Origin of the sequence: Bacteroides cellulosilyticus DSM 14838, assembly GCF_000158035.1 — a bacterium.
Lineage (GTDB): Bacteria > Bacteroidota > Bacteroidia > Bacteroidales > Bacteroidaceae > Bacteroides > Bacteroides cellulosilyticus.
On sequence record NZ_EQ973492.1, the window covers coordinates 816809 to 819124 of the forward strand.

A 2316-nucleotide genomic window follows, 5' to 3' on the forward strand; every position below is an offset into this window, starting at 1 on the left:
TCTGAAATACAGAATACAGAGTATTATCAGTATTATAGGTTTGGCAGTAGGATTTACTTGCTTCGCCCTTGCAAATCTATGGATACATTATGATACTACGTATGATGCTTACCACGAAGGAGCCGACCGGATGTACATCCTCTGCAAAGAAAATATATTTGGAACAAGCGGGTATTCCACTTATATGCCATATCCGGCATCAACGGTGCTGAAAAACGACTTTCCTGAAGTGGAAGCCGCATGCGCATATACCAGATGGACAAAAGCAACGGACATAAAAGTAGACGGTCAACCCGCAGTAGAAGTTCATGAGATGCAGGCGGACTCTTGTTTCATGAACATGTTCGGAATTTCTATTCTATCCGGTAACATGGACTTTATGTATTCAGATGACAAGATAGCTTTAACAGAAGACGTCGCAATGCGTTTATTTGGCACCACGGATGTACTGGGCAAAGAAGTAAAAAACTACAATGATGATCCTAAAACAGTTTGTGCTCTTCTTTCAGGCCTTCATCACAGCAATCTTTCATTTGGCTCTTGGGGCCAGGGCAAGTACTTCCGCAGTTGGCAGGATGAATGGGGGAATGGAGGTTTTGAGATAATTATTAAATTGCACGAAGGAACTGATGTTGCAGCTTTCCAGAAGAAATTAGCTGTACATGAAGCTAAAGCTGATCCGCGAGATCCTCATCGGGTATTTGAAAACGTCCGATTGATACCACTCACCCAATATCATTATTCACCGATTAATCAAACTAAATCCATCAAGCTATATTATCTGATACTATTTTCCGTAGCTGGCGGATTGGTCATTCTTTGCTCATTATTCAATTATCTTTCTTTGTTTATTACCCGTATGCAGATGCGTAGCCGTGAGATAGAATTACGCAAAGTATGTGGATCCTCCATTGGAGGGATGTTTATTCTGTTTATTGTAGAATACCTATACATCATATTCTCATCAGGAATATTGGGCATGGCTTTGATTGAAATCGTTTTACCGGCTTTTAAAGAGATATCAGGAGTATCCGGAAACATTTATGGAGAATCACTTCTTTATTTTATTGGGATTCTTTTGTTATCATTGCTTCTGTTGGTACCATTCGTCATCAGACGCTCACGCATCCGGAATACCGTAAACAGATACATGCTCCGTAAAGCAAGCATTACATTCCAGTTAGTAACAGGAATTCTTGTCACATTCTGCATGATAGTCATAATGAAGCAAATCTACTATCTTACGAATACGGATCTGGGATGGGAAAGAAAAAATATAGCTTCTATCAATCTTTTATATCCGGATAAAGATTTTGAAACCATTGCTGATAAGATAAAGCAATTCTCATGCACAAAAGAGGTCATAACCGGACATTGTTGTTTATTGCCCAAGTCATCAGGTTTTTCACAAAGCTTCAAAAATTGGGATGGGAAAGAAGATGGTATGAAAAGCATAGATATGCTGAGTTTGTGGAATTGTGAAAAGATCGTATCTTTCTACAATCTGCAACTGCTGGAAGGGGAAATGGTAAAACCAACAGAAACTAATAAAATCATGATTAACGAGTCGGCAGTAAAAGCACTTGGAATGAGTGAACCGATTGGAAAGAAGCTTTATCTGGATAATAGAGCATGGACCATTACAGGCATAATCAAAGACTTCCACATCACAGCTCCAACAGAACCGGTACAGCCTTATACTCTAATTACAGAAGATATTCTTAAAAACTCCGGATTTTCGATAGGGAAAGGACAAATACTAATCAAGTTTCATGATGGCAAATGGAAAGAACTTAAAAATCGGATAGATAGCATATTCACTTATGAATATCCGGAAGTGCGATATAAGTTATATAATACAGAAGAGGAGTATACCGGCTATCTGAAATCAGAAGATGCATTGATAAAGTTACTGAGTTTTATCGCTATTGTTTGTATGCTGATCGCCGCTTTCGGCATATTCTCTCTTGTTACACTAAGTTGTGAACAACGGCGCAAAGAAATAGCTGTACGCAAAGTGAATGGAGCTGCCATTAAAGATATTCTTCTTATGTTTGTGAAGGAATATATGCTCTTACTGATTATAGCATCTGTCATCGCATTCCCTGTAGGGTATGTGCTGATGAAGCGTTGGCTTGAAAACTATGTAGAACAGACAGTTATCAGTGCCTGGATATATTTTGCTATCTTTGGTGGTATAATGATCGTTATTTTTGCATGTATCGGTTGGCGGGTATGGCAGGCGGCGCGGCAGAATCCGGCAGAAGTGATAAAGAGTGAATAATAGAAAAATCAAAAACATGATACAGCATTATT

Annotated in this window: 1 protein-coding gene; it reads left to right on the forward strand. The window is 38.9% G+C overall.

Annotation, left to right across the window (positions count from 1 at the left end; genetic code table 11):
* Nucleotide 1 precedes the first annotated feature (1 nt).
* Nucleotides 2-2284 carry an ABC transporter permease gene (locus tag BACCELL_RS21475; protein ID WP_007214183.1) on the forward strand — a complete coding sequence of 761 codons (2283 nt, stop codon included), beginning with the start codon at nt 2-4 and terminating at the stop codon, nt 2282-2284.
* Nucleotides 2285-2316: the final 32 nt, after the last annotated feature.